The organism is Xylanibacter muris (assembly GCF_013166605.1).
Lineage (GTDB): Bacteria > Bacteroidota > Bacteroidia > Bacteroidales > Bacteroidaceae > Prevotella > Prevotella muris.
The window spans coordinates 318,711-336,239 of the sequence record NZ_JABKKF010000001.1 but is presented as its reverse complement, the minus strand read 5'-3'; the positions used below and the strand labels follow the sequence as shown (position 1 = coordinate 336,239).

Sequence of the window (17,529 nt, the reverse complement as noted above, 5' to 3'; positions counted from 1 at the left end):
TTAAAGTTTGGCTGCAAAGATACTATTTTTATAATTATTATTACTCTAAACAGCTAAGTTTAGGGATTATTTTCGTTACTTTGCAATATATAGGCATAAGCAATGTTAAGTTTATAAAAAACATTGCATTTGTGATAAAAACTGCATTCATTAAAAACCAAAATATAACAGATATGGGAAAAAAGAAAGGCGGAAAGCGCATGACCAAAAAACAACTTGAAGACGCACTGACAGGCTTCTTCAGGTCGAACCCTAACGAAGTATTCAGTTTCAAACAGATATTCCATTCACTCAAGCTCGTCACACACCCACAAAAGATGCTGGCCATCGACATAATGGAGGAAATGGCATGGGACGACTTCCTCACACGTGTCACGGACAGCTCATACCGACTGAGCACAAAAACCCAGATACAGGAAGGCAAATTCCGCAGGAAAGCAAACGGTAAGAACAGTTTCATACCCGATGACGGAGGTCTGCCGGTATTTGTCGCCGAACGCAACTCCCTGTCTGCCATGGACGGTGACAGAGTACAGGTGGCTTTCCTCGCACGCCGGCAGAAACATATAAAGGAAGCGGTTGTCACCGCCATACTTAAACGCGCCCACGACACAGTGGTCGGAAAGCTCCGCGTAAACAGCGATTTCGCGTTTCTTGTAACACCAGACAATCTATTCACCAACGACGTCATCATTCCAAAGAACAAGCTCAAAGGCGGTGATACGGACGACAAGGCCGTGGTGAGAATAACGCAATGGCCTGACGACAACCATAAGAATATTATGGGCGAGGTAATCGACGTGCTTGGAAAACAGGGTGACAACAACGTTGAAATGTGCTCAATCCTCGCACAATACGGACTTCCATACAAATACCCGGAAGAAGTTGAGGAAGCCGCAAATAAGATCAGCGGCGACATCACGGAAAAGGATATTGAGGAACGGGAAGACTTCCGTGATGTCTTCACCTGCACTATAGACCCTAAAGATGCAAAGGACTTTGACGATGCCCTGTCAATACGGCGAACAGACAACGGATATTGGGAAGTGGGAGTGCACATCGCTGATGTGTCCCATTATGTGAAGGAAGGCTCGGTAATAGACAAGGAAGCCGTGAAACGCGCAACAAGCATATATCTTGTGGACCGCACAATACCAATGCTTCCCGAACGTCTGTGCAACTTCATCTGCTCGTTACGTCCGGATGAGGAAAAGCTGGCCTACAGCGTAATATTCGAACTCGACGAAAATGCGGACATCAAGCACTGGCATCTCGCACACACTGTTATAAAGAGCAACCGCAGGTATGCATACGAGGAAGTACAGCAATTGCTTGAGGAAAACGGAGTGACAGACGGAACAGGACAGCCCGCACCGCCCGCACCAAAGGGATACAAAGGCGAGAATGCCGCAGAGCTTATCATGCTCGACAGTCTCGCAAAGAAACTTAGAGAAAAGAGATTCAGCAACGGTGCCGTGAAATTCGACCGCGAGGAACTGCACTTCGACATCGATGGGGAAGGCAAGCCGGTAAGATGCTATTTCAAGAAATCCAAAGATGCCAACAAACTAATCGAAGAGTTCATGCTGCTTGCCAACAGGACCGTGGCGGAAAGCATAGGAAGCGTGAAAAAGGGGCGGAAGGCAAAGACCCTGCCATATCGCATACACGACCAACCGGACCCGACAAAGCTTGAGACACTCAGGGAATTTGTCGTAAAATTCGGATACAAGCTAAAGACCACAGGCACGAAAGGTGCAATATCAAGAAGTCTGAACACACTGATTGACGAATCATCCAACACACGTGAGCACAAGCTTATAGAGACAGTGGCGCTCCGTGCAATGATGAAAGCAAAATACAGCGTACACAACATCGGACACTACGGACTGGCATTCGACTATTATACACATTTCACATCACCAATACGCCGCTATCCTGACACGATGGTGCACAGGCTGCTGACCAGATACCAAGACGGAGCCGCATCTGCAAACAAAGAGTATTACGAAGAACTGTGCGAGCACTGCAGCGACATGGAGCTCATAGCCCAGAGTGCGGAACGCGACTCGATCAAATATAAGATGGTGGAGTTCATGTCCGACAAAATAGGGAATGTGTATGACGCGCATATCAGCGGAATACAGAGCTATGGCATTTATTGCGAGATAGACGAGAACCACTGCGAAGGACTGGTGGCCATGCGCGACCTTGGCGACGACTATTACGACTTCGACGAAAAGAACTATTGTCTTGTCGGAAGAAGACATCACAACAAATACCAGCTGGGCGATTCCGTACGCATTCAGGTCGCATCCGCCAACCTTGAAAAGAAACAGCTCGACTTTGTCATTGCCGAGGAAAAAGAACAGGAAGCAAAAAAATCAAGGAAGGACAGGAGGTAATACGCACTTCACAAGACTTCCGGCACACAATTATGGTCATGTGGAATCCGCATGACCATAATAATATACGGAATTTGTCAAGCATAACATGGGAGCACAAACAGAAAAGGCCATATCTTCCCTGAAACAGCAACGGCTGCTCTTGGAATTGGAATATAATACAGACAAGGAATGTTTCCGGCAACAGACGGAAGAAACGGGAATCATGCGTATGGTGAGAAGAGGAGACGCATGGTTTCCTCTCACTGTCGGAAAAAGCCACTACAATTCCCTTAACCAAAAGGTTATCGAGATTACAAGAAACAATGACACGGATATTGAGCACAACTTTGAATACGGAAAACCGGTAAGTTTCTTCACAATAGAGAAAACCGACAATAAACCACACATCAGATATCTCGGCCTGACAAGTACCGTAAGCTTTGTTGAAGGTAACACGATGCTCGTTGTAATACCGGACGACTTCAGTGTCACAGAACTTTCCGTCTGCGGACAGACAGGCATACAACTGTATTTTGACGAGACAAGCTACCGCACAATGTTCAATGCCCTCGATAAAGTGATAAGTGCGGAAGGACGGCTCGCATACCTCCGCGACCTGTTCTATTCCGGGCAGAAGGCTGCACAGCTGAGTTTTGCACCCATGCGTTTTCCATATCTTAACTCCACACAGGAAACGGCCGTAAACAAAGTTCTGGCCGCAAAAGATGTAGCCATTGTACACGGGCCTCCGGGAACGGGAAAGACGACAACGCTTGTTGAAGTCATCCATGAGACACTCAGAAGAGAAAGTCAGGTATTGGTATGTGCACAAAGCAACATGGCCGTAGACTGGATTTCAGAAAAGCTTACAGACCGCGGAATAAATGTTCTGAGAATAGGCAATCCTTCAAAAGTCAACGACAAAATACTGTCTCATACTTATGAACGGCGCTTCGAGGCACATCCGGACTATCCCCACTTGTGGAGCATAAGAAAGGCAATACGTGAACTACGCTCATCGAAAAAGCGCGGAGACAGTATTCATGACAAAATACAAAGCCTTAGAAACAGAGCTACAGAAATTGAAATACGCATAAACAACCGCCTGTTCGATGAAGCAAGGGTGATTGCAAGCACAATGACGGGAAGCGCGAACAGGATTCTCGAAGGTAAAAGGTTCGGAACAGTGTTTATCGACGAAGCCGCACAGGCTCTTGAGGCTGCATGCTGGATTCCTATACAAAAGGCATCAAGAGTGATTCTTGCAGGCGACCACTGCCAGTTACCACCGACAGTCAAAAGCATTGCCGCCATGAAAGCCGGACTTGGAAAGACCCTGATGGAAAGAATTGTCGAAAACAAGCCTGAGGCTGTAACTCTTCTGAGAACACAATACCGGATGAATGATGATATAATGAGATTCTCAAGCAAATGGTTTTATAACGGAGAGGTGGAAGCTGCACCGGAAGTGAAGTTCAGAAGCATTCTCGATTATGACGTCCCGATTGAATGGATTGACACGTCTTCACCAGAATACCACACATCAGACACACAGAAAGACGGCTGCCGCGCCCTTCCCACCGACGATTTCAAAGAACAGTTTTCCGGCAACGGCTTCGGACGCATAAACAAAGGTGAGGCCGAACTCACGCTGGATGTTCTCAAAACATATTTCACGAGAATCGGCAAACAACGTGTTCTTGACGAACGCATAGATGTAGGAGTGATATCGCCTTACAGAGCACAGGTACAACACCTGCGCAGACTGTTAAGAAAGCGTGAATACTTCAAACCGTTCAGAAAACTTATATCTGTAAACACCGTAGACGGATTCCAGGGACAGGAACGTGACGTCATACTCATATCTATGGTAAGGTCAAATGAAAAAGGAGAAATAGGATTCCTAAGAGACCTGAGAAGAATGAATGTGGCCATAACGCGTGCAAGGATGAAACTGATTATACTCGGTGACCGGCAGACCATGGCAAGACATCCTTTCTATAAAGAACTGCAGGAATACATCCGGCAACTTCATTCACATCAACAATAATGTCCAGAACGGCAACATACCATTGCATCCGGCGAACATTGACAAAAACGTCACGCGTAATCGTTTACGATGCAAATATCAGGCTTTAATGTCAAAAACCAAGGGCATTATCCTTATATTTGTAAAGTCAGACATATTTTTATCCGATATGAAATGAACGGCAAGCCGAATACAGAGACTGAGTTCACTTTAATTATACTGAGGCGCAACGTTTATCGGAAACATGGTTTAAAATACAAATAATATAAATTATGAAGAAACTATTACTACTGGCTTTTGCTTCTGCCTTATACGGCAAGATGCACGCCGACACACATGAAACAGTGACAATCGGTGGAACAGTGATTGACAAGTTTGTGACAGAGATAAGCTTCACATCTGACAATCTTCTCATCACATTCGATGACGAAAGCACCTATACATGCGGTATGGACGATATATCCATAGATATCACATACGACAACGGAACAGGAATGGACGGCATTTACGACAACACAAAGGACGAACAAGTAAGAATATACAACCTGAACGGACAGTATATCGGCTCTGCCATCGACAACCTTCCCAAAGGGGTGTACATCATAAACGGTAAAAAGATACTTGTGAAATAAAAAACGCAATACGGACGCACGAGCAAAGTCAACTTCAATTATACCGATGCACAGCGTTTGCTGAAAGCATAGTTTAAAATAAGGAAACAACCGCAGATTATGAAAAATATAAATAAATATATATTATATGGTATCGTGTTATGCCTTACCGCACTGTCAATCCAACCGGCATATTCACAGACATGGGATTTCTCATCACTAAGCAGCTCAGACAAGACCGCACTTGACAGCGATACAGAGAACTGGACATACGATTCGTCAAACAACAGATGGAAAAACGTAACCACCTACAATAAGGCTCCCCTTAAGGCAGAAGGACGTGAGCTTGAACTCACGAGAGGATTGCTCATTACGGTAGGTGCTGCGGACAGAGTGCGCATAGACATGAAGAAAAAGAGCCTTACACTCAACGGAGCAAACGGTGTAATCACAATACCGGGCCTGAAAGCCGGTACGAAACTAACGGTCATAAGCCAAAGTTCAAGCTCATCAGCCGCACGAGAGCTGACACCGACAAATCTAACGGTCAGCGAGGGCTTCACCGCATCAACAAGCAAAATTACAAACATAGGGACAGTGACAGAAGACGGAGAAGTGACACTTACATCAAGCGGAGGGATATACATCTTCAGAATCGCGGCTTCCGACGGGTCTGACACACCGGGACCGACACCCTCCGGCGACCACTCCGCCACACTGAACACACATGCAGTCCAGGCACAGCTTACTACAAACGGCAACGTCATAAAATACTATAATCCGGCTGAACTGAAAAACACCGCTGTCAATAAAACCGAAGGCACCGTCACAGTAACTCCTTCAGAAGGCGAATGGAAGGACATTTTCACAAAGACCGTAACCAATATCAAATTCACGAAACAAGCAGCCGAAGGCGAAAACGGTATTATTTCCAACAACGGAATAGAAATAACCGAGGCCAAAGGATGGAACGAGACCGTATACGCCAAATGGAATATATACGGTGGCGCACAATCATATAACGTATATGTAAAAGGCGGACAATATACAGACTTTACAAAAATCGATACCGAGCTCGTGCGCAACTACGGCAGCTATGCCCGTGCAGATGTACCTGGACTGAAAGCCGGAGAATATGTCCTTAAGGTGATTCCCGTGATAAACGGAAATGAGGACATTCTACATACAAGCACAGCCTCTGGACTTCTTGTCACCGCATACGACCGTTCCGGCTTTGCCCATCTCAACTATCAGGGTATAGGCGCATATAACAACGACGGAACACTGAAGGAAACAGCGCGCGTGATATACGTAACGGCACAGACAGCCAAAACAGTACAGTTGGATGTGATTACAGGCAGCAACAACAAGACCGAGACATTCACAGGACTGCAGGCAATAATCAACGCATATCAGAAAGGACTTGAAACGCGTCCGCTCGCCGTACGCCTTATAGGACAAATAAAAGATACGGACATGGATGCGTTCGGAAGCAAGGCCGAGGGACTTCAAATAAAGGGAAGGAACAACACAATAGCCATGAATATCACAATAGAAGGTGTCGGTGAGGATGCAACTGTATGGGGATTCGGATTCCTGTTGCGCAATGCCGTAAGCGTAGAACTGCGCAACTTCGGAATCATGCTGTGCATGGATGATGCGGTATCAATGGACACAGACAACAAGCACTGCTGGATTCACCACCTTGACCTGTTCTACGGAAAGACGGGAGGTGACAGCGACCAGGCAAAAGGCGACGGAACGATAGACGTGAAAGGCAATTCGCAATATATAACAATATCATATAACCACATGTTCGACTGCGGCAAGTCTTCTCTCTGCGGTATGAAGAGCGAGACCGGGCCGAACTATATCGACTATCATCACAACTGGTTCGACCACAGCGATTCACGCCATCCGCGGGTACGCACAATGACAGTACATATATGGAACAACTATTATGACGGATGCTCCAAATACGGTGCGGGCGCCACAACAGGTGCAAGCCTTTTCGTGGAAAACAACTACTTTAGAAACACAAAGAATCCCATGTTAAGCTCTCTGCAAGGCACCGACGCCAAAGGCGACGGTACATTCTCAGGAGAGAACGGAGGAATGATAAAAAGCTTTGGCAATGTATATGCAGAAAAGGGCAAAAGCGCGAACTACACCCCGATAACACATAAGGACGACGCGACAAGCTTCGACTGCTATGAAGCAGGAAACCGCAACGAACAAGTACCGCCCGCATATAGGACCCTTACAGGCGGCACAACTTACAATAACTTTGATATCGACGCCTCACTTATGTATAAATATTCTCCGCTTCCTGCTGACGAGATTCCATCATACGTTACAGGGTATTATGGAGCCGGACGCTTGAATAAAGGAGATTTTAAATACACTTTCGACAACAATGTGGCCGACACAGACTACAATGTGGACAAAACACTGAAAGACGCCCTTGAAAACTACAGAAGTTCACTTGTGGGAATATTCTAAATAAAAGTATATAAAACTTTAGTATTTACAATAACACGTGTTTTTTATACAAAATACGTGTTATTTTTTTGTACTTACAGATTAATACCTTATATTTGCCGGTGCAAATTCATTTATTTATTAACTTAAAAAGAAAGATAATATGAGAAGATTTACAACAAAAACCGCTGTCTGCCTTTTGGCCGGCACAATGCTTTGGAGTTCATGCATCGGTTCATTCGGCCTGTTCAATAAACTGCTGGACTGGAACAAGGGAATAAGCAATAAGTTCGTAAATGAACTTGTATTCATAATCATATCACCGGCATACGCGGTATGCGGAGTAGCGGATCTTTTCGTTCTCAACACCGTTGAGTTCTGGAGCGGCTCCAACCCTATAGCCAAAGTAGGCACAACGGAGAACGTATGGGGTAAAGACGGCAAGATGTACGCAGTGAAGACCTTGAAAGACGGTTATGAGGTTACAAAGCCTACCGGAGACAAGGTGATGTTCGTCTACGACAAAAAGAGCAATACATGGTCAATGGATGAAAACGGAAAGCATCAGGAACTGTTCCGGTTCAACGAAGACGGTACTGTAGAGGCCTACCTTCCGGACGGGAATTCCATGAACGTCTCACTCAATGAAGAGGGCATGTATTCACTCAGGATGGCAGTAAACGACGGAACATATTTCGCACTGAGATAAACCAAGTATATGATTTCATACAAATGGGAACTGAGTATATTGCCGGTTCCCATTTGTCGTTTATAGAGTAAAAGAACACTTTCAGCGATAAAAGGAACCTGCCTATTTAATGCAAAAGCAGTAATTTTGCCTCATAAAATAACCCTTTAAACATTATTCCATATTTATGAGACATCTCTTTATTTTCTCAATACTTACAGGATGCTGCATCTTCTCCGGACACACCCGCGCCAACGACAGCACCGCAACCATAAAATATGGTGATATGAATCATTGGGTTATCCGCAATATAAAAGAGTCAGGAGTAATCGGTGGAAACATCAAGACACTTTATGAGATAGGTCCCGATAAGACACTGAGCAATAACGAGCCATACAAAAACATGGGAGGCTCGCCATGGGGCACATCAAACGTAATGGCCAAAGTCATGGGAGTTGTAAAGACAAACAACTCCGTTTACCGTGATACACGCGACAAAGGATATTGCGCAAAGATGACAACACATATCGAAACATGTAAGGTATTGGGATTGATGAATATAAAGGTTCTTGCAGCCGGTTCCATTTTCCTTGGCGACATGAAAGAGCCCATCACCGGCACAAAAGACGGACCAAAGGCCCTTAACTTCGGAATACCGTTCTCAAAACGCCCTAAAGCCGTAAAATACGACTACAAGACACACATACCGGGAAACAAAGACAGGATAAAACTGACAGGATTCAGCGGTAGAAGCACCGTGCCGGGAAAGGACTACGCCATCACCGTACTGTTTCTGCAAAAACGGCATGAAGATACCAACGGAAACATTACGGCAGAACGTGTAGGAACGATGGTTGTAAAATACGGACAATCCACACAGGGATGGGTAAACGGAGCCACATACGAAATTCTTTACGGTGACATACGCAACCATCCGCGATATGATTCGGCAACAATGGGACTGCGTTCTGCAGACTATGCACGCAACAGCAGAGGTAACAATGTTCCCGTAAAAGAAACGGGATGGGCAAAGGCAGATGCCAGACCCACACATCTCATACTGCAATTTTCATCAAGTCACGGCGGCGCATACATAGGAACACCTGGGAATACACTGTGGATAGACAACGTCGCATTGGTATATTAACGCATAAAGTTTCAGCAAAGTATGAGAGAAACCGCAGAAACAAGGATTGCGACCGTCATCCTGACAGCCATATTATGTATTTCCTGTGCATACGGAAACATTCCTGACACGACAACAGCAATACCTGCCGTGTCGGACACAACGGACATTTCCAAAATAAAAAACACACAGAAACATGGAATATTGACGCGTTTTCTTAATTACTTCAACGATGCCAACAAGAACAGACAGCACAAGAGACTTGACTTCAGCATTATCGGAGGACCACACTACAGCACGGATACAAAACTCGGAATAGGACTCGTGGCTGCCGGAATATACCGTTCAGACAGAAACGACACAATACTGCCGCCTTCAAACATATCCCTCTTCAGCGATGTGTCGACAGTCGGATTCTACATGCTCGGATTGCGCGGAACACATATCTTCCCATATAACCGCTACAGGTTTGAACACACACTATACTTCTTTTCTTTCCCTTCCGATTTCTGGGGCATAGGATATGAAATGGGAAATGACAACAGCAACAGGTCTGAGATGAAAAGATGGCAGGCACGGGTAAAGACAAGTTTCCTCATAAGGGTAACGGACAATTTCTTCATCGGTCCCACCCTCGTCTACGACTATGTCAGGGGTACGGAGGCCGAACGCCCCGAACTAATGGCCGGAATGAGAAGCCATACATGGAACCTCGGTGGAGGAATACAGATACAATACGACACAAGAGACGTGCTTACAAACCCGCATAAAGGTATCTACATAAATCTCACAGAGGTATTCCGTCCGGGATTCATCGGAAACGAATATGCTTTTCAAACCACCGACTTCCAGTTCAGCGCATACAGACCGGTATGGAAAGGAGGGACGCTTGCCGGTGAAATACGCTCAACATTAAATTTCGGAACTCCACACTGGGGCATGATGGCATTGCTCGGAGGTTCTAACTCAATGCGTGGATATTATGAAGGACGATACCGCGACAAACACAAGATTGAGACACAGATAGAGTTGAGACAGCATATCTGGAAGCGCAACGGAATAACGGTATGGCTGGGTGCGGGCGAGGTGTTCGACAAATTCAGTTCCATACAGATGTCACGCATACTTCCGAACTATGGAATAGGCTACCGCTGGGAGTTTAAAAAAGATGTCAACGTACGTCTTGACTATGGTTTCGGAAAAAACGGACAATCGGGATTCCTCTTCAACATAAACGAAGCGTTCTGACAAGAGCGCGTATTCTAAAATATTACCTTAATATCAATTCATGAGATTTAAAATAAATATATTCTGCTTATACGGGATTTGCATTCTCACACTTATAATACCGAACATCTCACTTTACTTCACAGAGAAGATGGGTATCCTGCCTGCAACGGCCAATATCGTGCTTCCGGCAGGACTCTATATGATTATCTTTTCCTTGTCTGAGAAAATCGGGCGTACAGTGTGGCTGACGTTCATACTGTTTTTCTTTGCAGCCTTCCAACTAGTGCTCCTTTATCTGTTCGGTTCCGGTGTCATAGCCGTCGACATGTTCCTTAACCTTGTAACCACAAACCCCGGTGAGGCTTTTGAGCTGTTGGATAACCTTATACCTGCCGTGGCAGGTGTGTTCATTCTCTATCTTCCCGTGCTCATCACAGGCGGAGTCGCATGGAAAAAGAACTGGACCTTGAAACCGCGTGACAACTGCTCTTTCATAATAAAGACAAGACACCGCGCAGCCGAATTAACGGCAGCCGGTGTCATACTCACCGGCATGTCATACATGTTCGTACCGTCATACAGCGTACTTACGGATTTATATCCCGTAAACGTATTCTACAACCTGTGGCTCGCCATCGAACGCACATGGCAGACAGAGCATTACAATAAAACATCGGCCGCTTTCACTTTCAACGCCGTATCTGAGCATCCGGCAGACTCCGCAGAGGTGTATATAATGGTTATCGGTGAGACAGCCCGTGCACATAATTTCTCACTATACGGATATAAACGCGACACAAACCCATATTTGGAAACAGTTTCCGGTACAGTGGCATTCAGCAACGCGCTAACACAATCGAACACCACCCACAAGAGCGTGCCGATGCTGCTTTCCGCTGTAAGCGCAGAAGACTACAACGACATATATTCACAGAAAGGAATAATAACAGCGTTCAAGGAGGCCGGGTTCCACACGGTGTTTATTTCAAACCAGCGTCCAAACCACTCATTCATCGACATCTTCGGCAAAGAGGCCCACGAATATACATTCATAAAAGAGAAAGCCGGCAGCAATACCGACAGTATCTCAGATACAGACATTCTGCCACTGATAGACGATATATTGGAGGGAAAAAGGAAAAAGGAGTTAATCATACTGCACACATACGGCTCACACTTCAACTACATCGAACGTTATCCGCGCAGCATGGCATATTATACACCGGATTCTCCCACAGAAGCGAAGCCCAAAAACAAACAGGCATTGATGAACGCCTACGACAATACCATACGGTTTACAGACTATCTGCTGCACCTCATAATAACCAGACTGGAACGGCATGGCGCCCTGTCGGCCCTGCTCTATGCCAGCGACCACGGTGAGAATATCTTCGACGATGCCAGAAACCTATTCCTGCATGCCTCACCGTCACCGTCGGAGTATGAACTTTCCGTTCCGTTCATTATATGGATGTCTCCAGAATACATAGACTCATATCCTTCCGTATACACAAACGCCAAGGCCAACAGCCACAAACATGTGGCCACAAGCGCGTCGGTGTTTCATACCATGCTGCATATATCCGGCATATCGTCACCGTTGCGCCGCGATTCGCTGGCAGTGACATCACGGTCATACACTCCGAAACCCTACCGCTATCTCAGTGACCATAATACCCCGATAATCCTGAAAGGAAGATGAATTCAAATGACAAAATCTGTCATACAGGCAAAAATCAAGGCCACGGTGTAACTGTCCGTGGCCTCTTTTCCCTTTTAGAATGTTGACATAGAGTCATGATAACGAAAAAACATCAACTACTGCCTATATTTAAACCGCGACTTAACTCTTATATCTGTGCTTGAAGAACCTATGAGAGCCTTGAACGCCCCCGGCTCAGCCACCCATTCATGAGTCTTGTCGTCAAAAAACTTAAGGTCGTCAGCAGTGACGGTAAACGACACCTCTTCCGTCTGTCCGGGTTTAAGATTTACTTTTCTAAAACCTTTCAACTCTTTCAGCGGCCGTGGAAGCGATGATTTCTCATCGGAAATATACAGCTGCACAACCTCCTTGCCTTCCACAGAACCGATGTTAGTCACAGGCACAGTTAGTGTAAGCGAACCTCCGGCCGCTATCTCATCAGCGGAAAGTGAAGGTTTGCCATATTTGAATGCGGTATAGCTCAAACCGTATCCAAACGGAAACATCGCCGGTATTTTCTTTGTATCATGCCAACGGTAGCCCACGAAGATGTCATCAAGATACTCCTGCCGTGGGCCGTCTCCCGTATTTTCTATTCCCGGGTATGACCTTTCACCATAATAATGGGCGCCATTATCCTCTATGCGCTTCGGAAACGAAAACGGAAGTTTTCCGCTTGGATTCACCTTACCGGAAATGACATCAGCCATCGACGGGCCAATCATAGTGCCAAGATACCAGCTTTGGATAACGGCCGGAACCTTATTGAGCCAAGGCATTGCATAGGCATTGCCTGTGATGTTGGCAACAATGACATTCGGATTCACGGCCACGAGTTCTTCAATAATCCTGTCCTGTCCCCAGGGCAGGTTATACTCACGGCGGTCTGTAGACTCGCAATCCTGGAAAGCGTTCTTATTCAACCCTCCGATATATATCACTACATCCGCATCCCTTGCCATATCAACCGCCTGAATGCGGAGAGAATCAAGTATGCGGCCGGAAATCTTATCCTCCTTGCCGTATCGCGGACGGCCCGAGCGATAGCCTTCAGTATATTTCACACCGTCGCCATAAACGGCACGAATGGCATCAAGCGGAGAAAACATGTCCTTCACCTTAAGCTCCGATGAGCCTCCACCCTCATTGAGAAGACGTATCGCATTCTCGCCTACAACAAGAACTTTACGGTATTTCGAGGGATTAAGCGGCAGTATTCCATTGTTCTTTAGCAATACAATAGCCTCATCGCCTATTTCCTTTGCCGCAGCATAGTGCTCGGGAGATGCCACCGAGCCAAACGGTTTGTCGGTATTCATGGCCGTACGGAATATGAGACGCAGGATATTACGGGCCTTGGCGTCAACGGTAGCCTCCGGCACTTCACCATTCCTGATCATCTTAAGATAAGGCTTCCCGAGATAATAGTCGTCAAAGGTGAACTCACTCTCGGACGTCAGACCGTTTGTAAACGAGCCCATCTCTATGTCAAGCCCGTTAAGGGCGGCTTCTTTTGTGTCATGAGCACCGCCCCAATCGGTTATCACCACACCGTCGAAGCCCCATTCATCCCTCAGGATCCTGTTAAGGAGCCTGTTGTTATGACAGCAATGCTGGTTCCATATCCGGTTGTATGCACCCATTATAGTCCACGCTCCTCCTTCCTGAACGGTTTTCCTGAATGCAGGAAGATAAATCTCATAAAGGGCACGGTCAGAAAGAACCACATCCACACTTCCACGCCATATCTCCTGATTGTTGAGCGCAAAATGCTTCACACAGGCTGCCACACCGTTCTTCTGAATCTCCTTAACATACGGCACGGCCATTTCGCCCGCAAGATACGGGTCTTCGCCCATATATTCAAAGTTGCGCCCATTGAGCGGTGTACGGTAGATATTCACACCCGGACCAAGAAGGACATCCTTCTCACGGTAGCGTGCCTCCTCACCGATACTTTTCCCATAAAGTGCTGACATATCCCTGTTCCATGTCGCGGCAAGTGCCGTAAGAGCTGGAAAGGCTGTTATCGAATCATTCTTCCATTTGGAATATCCCCAGTCGTTCCAGTTTATTTCCGCACGCACTCCGTGAGGCCCGTCACTCATCCATATCTCAGGAATGCCGAGCCTCGGCACCCCCGCACTCGAGAACTTAGCTTGTGCATGACACAATCTCACCTTCTCTTCGAGAGTCATTCTTGACAGAGCATCTTCCACACGGTCCTCTACCGGCCTCGTCCTGTCGAGGTATATCGGCTGTTGGGCTATTGCCAATGATGATGATACAACAGCCATAAAAACTAAGATAGGTTTTATTTTCATATAATCGCTATTAGAAAATTGTGTTTAAAAACATTCTGACTATAATCTCACCTGCGTCGCGGAACCGTCATAGCCCACAATCTTACCCTTTGCCCTGATGGCATTGCCGACAGGATCGGACGCTGCGACCTTCACAATATTAAACTGCCGGACGGTCTTCATACCGGGATACTCGCCCTCACGACCTGAAAAAGTGAGCGTCGATGTGGCCTCATCATACTTCATCAGGATTTTCGAGTATTTTCCTTTCTCATAATTATAATTGATCCCTTCATCTTCATATAAGGTGAACTCACCGTCTCTTCCTCCATATACCACAACCGTCAGAGGCTCAGAAGAATCCTCGGCCGCAGACTGTATGTCACCTCCTGCAACGAGAATGGAGCCGGCACGCACAAAGAGCGGTATCCTCCCGTATGGTGCATCGACATCCACAGTACGGCCGCCTTCCGTCATTTCTCCTGTATAGAAATCATACCACCGGCTGTTTTCTGGAAAGTAAACCTTACGCGAACGTGCACCATATTTATAAACCGGTGCCACAAGCAGGGCCGGACCGAACATATACTGGTCTTTTATATTATATGTAAGCCTGTCGTAAGTAAAGTCCATCGCCATCGGACGCATAATGGTATAGTCGTCAAAATGAGTCATGCCTGCAAGAGAGTATATATACGGCATGAGATTATAACGTAGTCTGGTATACTCTACGATTGACTTATAGGCAGGATGATTCTCCGGAGCTATATTGAACACTTCGCGGAACGGCCACTGTCCGTGTGCCCTGAACAAGGGAGCAAACGCCCCGAACTGATACCACCGTGTGTTCAGTTCGCGCCATTCTTTAAGATTATCATTCTCCTTGCCTGTCTTGTTGAACTCTTTTTGTGCCGCCACATAGCGGTCTTCGACACAGAATCCGCCTATATCCATAGTCCAATAAGGAATGCCGCTGACAGCGAAATTCAGTCCGGCGGAAATCTGTGCTTCCATATCCTCCCAACGCGTGGCTATGTCACCGCTCCATGTGGCGGTGGAATAACGCTGCAGCCCTGCAAATCCCGAACGCGTAAGCAGAAACACACGCCTGTCGGGGTCTGCCCCACGCTGTCCGTCATAAATGGCCTCGGCATTCATAAGCGCGTATGCATTGAAGTACTTGTCTGCCGGACCAAGCGCAGTGGGGTTCATCAAGTCCTTACGGTATTCAATGTCTATGCAGTCACGGATGTTCGGCTCCGACGCATCCATCCACCAGGCATCAATACCGAGCGGCATGTAATGGTCGTTCATCTGACTCCAGAACAATTTCCGTGCCTCCGGAGCGTATGCGTCATAGAAAGAACCGAGATATCCCGGCCCTACCCAGTCTCGTATGCTGTCACGCACGGCTCCCTTATACATCCAGCCGTTGCGGTCGAATTCTTTATAATGCTCTGTTGTGGTATAGAACTTAGGCCATACCGATATCATAACCCTTCCGTTCATGGCATGAACCGAGTCAACCATTCCTTTGGGATCAGGAAACCGCTTAAGGTCAAATTCATGGCTTCCCCATGAATCCTGTTTCCAGTGAAGCCAGTCGATTACAATATTGTCTATTGGTATACGGCGTCTGCGGAACTCATTGAAAGTCGACAGGACCTCCTTCTGGGTATTGTATTTCTCACGGCTCTGCCAATAGCCCATTGCCCATTTAGGCATAATCGGAGCCTTTCCGGTCAGTGTGCGGTAGCCGCTTATCACATCGTCCATGTTCTCACCATAAACAAAGTAATAGTCTATCATATCCTGCATCTCGCCCCACCATGTCATCTGCTTCTTACGGCTGTCGTCTACCGGAGCGTATACCCTCAGTCCGCAATAAGCCACTCCACCGTTCGGTTCCCATTCTATTCTTACAGGAACACGCTTCTTCTTTTCCAGGCTCACGGAAAACTTGTAGCTGTTCGGATTCCATGCCGTACGCCAACGGGTATCCACAACCTTTTTGCTGTCGATGAAAACCGTCTGATAGCCGGAATAATAGTGTATGAAATCAAACACTCCCGTCTCTTTCGGCTCTATCTCGCCTTCGTATACGACCTTTGAGCCAGAGAACTTGAAATCATGCGGAAGATTCACCACATGCGACAGATCTCCGCGGATAAGATGCTCGAAATATATCTGCGGCTCTTCGCGTACGATGGTCTTACCGTCCGAGGCCCTGTACGTTCCGGTGAGCGTACCCTTCTTTCCGTCCTTATTGTAAAGGGTGAAAACCTCGCCAAGCTGGCTGTAATCGGTCGGATTGCCCCAACGGCAAAGAGAATAGCTGTCCCAAAGAATGCCGTAATTGCCTGTTGATACAATAAAAGGCACAGATACCTTTGTGTTATACTGAAAAAGCTCTTCGTTCTTTCCCTTGTAATTCCATTCATTCGCCTGATGCTGTCCGAGTCCGAATATCCCCTCTCCATCGTCAAGCGACACAAACGACTGCGTCACGGAAAAGGCGTCCGTGCCGTCTACAGTCCTCGGCACAAACCTGCGGCCTCCGTCACGCTCCTGAAGAATCTTCCTGCCTTGACTGTCGAAGAATGTCACGGCTCCCGACTTTCCGGCAACGGCTGCCTTCAGTTCAGATGTGGCGACAAACACACTGTCCTTTACCTCTGACACTGTGAATGCCGTTTTTTTCCCCGTAGGGAGGACAATAAGGCTCTTGCTGTCGGCAAAATCCTTTTCCTGTGTCGCCGAGACGCGGATAATCCTGTCGTCAACAACCTTAAGCCTTACAAGGCCGGATGATGTTTTCACAGTAATACCGTCGGAATGACGGTTTATGATTTTATTGTTTGCAAAGCAATATGCAAACGACGAAGCAATCAAGGCTCCGGCCATACAAATAAAGCGTAATGCCCTCATATTTTATATTGTTTTAAACTTCGTTTTGAATAAACGCCCCG

10 protein-coding genes are annotated in these 17,529 nt (G+C 46.6%); 8 read left to right on the top strand and 2 right to left on the bottom strand.

Going from position 1 to position 17,529, the window contains the following annotated elements; all coding sequences use genetic code 11:
- The first annotated feature begins 173 nt into the window (after window positions 1-173).
- From rnr to HPS56_RS01155, 8 genes are all read left to right on the top strand, one after another.
- Window positions 174-2,405 carry a ribonuclease R gene (rnr, locus tag HPS56_RS01190; protein WP_172272599.1) on the top strand — a complete coding sequence of 744 codons (2,232 nt, stop codon included), beginning with the start codon at window positions 174-176 and terminating at the stop codon, window positions 2,403-2,405.
- Window positions 2,406-2,493: 88 nt separating this feature from the next.
- Window positions 2,494-4,437, top strand: a complete 1,944-nt coding sequence (locus HPS56_RS01185) for an AAA domain-containing protein (RefSeq protein WP_172272596.1) — start codon at window positions 2,494-2,496, stop codon at window positions 4,435-4,437.
- A gap of 251 nt (window positions 4,438-4,688) precedes the next feature.
- Window positions 4,689-5,048, top strand: coding sequence for a hypothetical protein (locus HPS56_RS01180; RefSeq protein WP_172272593.1), 360 nt, complete (start codon window positions 4,689-4,691; stop codon window positions 5,046-5,048).
- 99 nt (window positions 5,049-5,147) lie between these two features.
- Window positions 5,148-7,529, top strand: coding sequence for a pectate lyase family protein (locus tag HPS56_RS01175; RefSeq protein ID WP_172272591.1), 2,382 nt, complete (start codon window positions 5,148-5,150; stop codon window positions 7,527-7,529).
- Between the two features lie 142 nt (window positions 7,530-7,671).
- Entirely contained in the window at window positions 7,672-8,217 is a 546-nt protein-coding gene (locus HPS56_RS01170) for a DUF3332 domain-containing protein (protein WP_172272588.1), read from the top strand.
- 166 nt (window positions 8,218-8,383) lie between these two features.
- Window positions 8,384-9,343, top strand: coding sequence for a PCMD domain-containing protein (locus tag HPS56_RS01165; protein WP_172272585.1), 960 nt, complete (start codon window positions 8,384-8,386; stop codon window positions 9,341-9,343).
- Window positions 9,344-9,364: 21 nt separating this feature from the next.
- A complete protein-coding gene (locus HPS56_RS01160; RefSeq protein ID WP_172272582.1) occupies window positions 9,365-10,570 on the top strand; it encodes a BamA/TamA family outer membrane protein in 1,206 nt (401 codons plus the stop codon).
- 40 nt (window positions 10,571-10,610) lie between these two features.
- A complete protein-coding gene (locus tag HPS56_RS01155) occupies window positions 10,611-12,254 on the top strand; it encodes a phosphoethanolamine transferase family protein (RefSeq protein ID WP_253952352.1) in 1,644 nt (547 codons plus the stop codon).
- 116 nt (window positions 12,255-12,370) lie between these two features.
- On the opposite strand, the gene HPS56_RS01150 is transcribed toward HPS56_RS01155, so the two are convergent.
- On the bottom strand, window positions 12,371-14,581 hold the full coding sequence (locus HPS56_RS01150) for a glycoside hydrolase family 3 C-terminal domain-containing protein (protein WP_172272579.1): 2,211 nt from the start codon (window positions 14,579-14,581) through the stop codon (window positions 12,371-12,373).
- A 39-nt stretch (window positions 14,582-14,620) separates the two neighbouring features.
- Window positions 14,621-17,488 (bottom strand): TIM-barrel domain-containing protein, encoded by a 2,868-nt coding sequence (locus tag HPS56_RS01145; protein WP_172272576.1) that lies wholly within the window; start codon window positions 17,486-17,488, stop codon window positions 14,621-14,623.
- Window positions 17,489-17,529: the final 41 nt, after the last annotated feature.

Coding starts and splice junctions, on each gene's coding strand:
- HPS56_RS01185 (WP_172272596.1), top strand. CDS start 2,494: ATGGGAGCACAAACAGAAAAGGCCATATCTTCCCTGAAACAGCAACGG.
- HPS56_RS01165 (WP_172272585.1), top strand. CDS start 8,384: ATGAGACATCTCTTTATTTTCTCAATACTTACAGGATGCTGCATCTTC.
- HPS56_RS01160 (WP_172272582.1), top strand. CDS start 9,365: ATGAGAGAAACCGCAGAAACAAGGATTGCGACCGTCATCCTGACAGCC.
- HPS56_RS01180 (WP_172272593.1), top strand. CDS start 4,689: ATGAAGAAACTATTACTACTGGCTTTTGCTTCTGCCTTATACGGCAAG.
- HPS56_RS01175 (WP_172272591.1), top strand. CDS start 5,148: ATGAAAAATATAAATAAATATATATTATATGGTATCGTGTTATGCCTT.
- HPS56_RS01150 (WP_172272579.1), bottom strand. CDS start 14,581: ATGAAAATAAAACCTATCTTAGTTTTTATGGCTGTTGTATCATCATCA.
- rnr (WP_172272599.1), top strand. CDS start 174: ATGGGAAAAAAGAAAGGCGGAAAGCGCATGACCAAAAAACAACTTGAA.
- HPS56_RS01155 (WP_253952352.1), top strand. CDS start 10,611: ATGAGATTTAAAATAAATATATTCTGCTTATACGGGATTTGCATTCTC.
- HPS56_RS01170 (WP_172272588.1), top strand. CDS start 7,672: ATGAGAAGATTTACAACAAAAACCGCTGTCTGCCTTTTGGCCGGCACA.
- HPS56_RS01145 (WP_172272576.1), bottom strand. CDS start 17,488: ATGAGGGCATTACGCTTTATTTGTATGGCCGGAGCCTTGATTGCTTCG.